The organism is Desulforhabdus sp. TSK (assembly GCF_022836495.1).
GTDB lineage: Bacteria > Desulfobacterota > Syntrophobacteria > Syntrophobacterales > Syntrophobacteraceae > Desulforhabdus.
Genome location: NZ_BQXM01000149.1, coordinates 1 through 458, shown reverse-complemented (window position 1 = coordinate 458; position 458 = coordinate 1). Strand labels below are relative to the sequence as shown.

Genomic DNA, 458 nt, shown 5'->3' with positions numbered 1-458 from the left:
AGCGCAGCGGCGAGCCGCTGTAGCGCACCGTCGGTGAGAGCTTCTGGCGCCCGTGCAGGTGCCCCAGGGCCACATAGTCGAAGCCGTCGAAGAGCTCCGGCGGGACCACGGCCAGACCGCCGGCAGTGTGCTCCTGGTGATCCATCTGCTCCCCGGCGAGGGCCTCCACGCCGATGTTCCGCTCGGAGTCCGAGCCCACGCCGCGGGCGGCGAAGAGGTGGGCCATGAGCACCGTGCGGATGCTGCGCTGCTCACCGAGCTCACGACGGCGAGCGCTCACGTCCTCCCAGATGCGGCGGACCACCTCGGTCATCACCGAGGTGTGGTCGGCCCGGTCCAGGCCCAGCTCCTCACGGACCAGGGCAGGTTCCAGATACGGCACGCCGTAGACCAGGGTGAGCGGGGCGGAGCCGCGCTCCTCTGCGGAGGCCTCCGGGCCGGCGTCGGGGACCTCCACA

The 458-nt window shown here is 71.8% G+C and carries 1 protein-coding gene; it reads right to left on the bottom strand.

The features are described 5' to 3' along the window. Window positions 1-458: exonuclease SbcCD subunit D (locus MWC30_RS21905; protein WP_368860927.1), on the bottom strand; the 458-nt coding region annotated here is incomplete at both ends.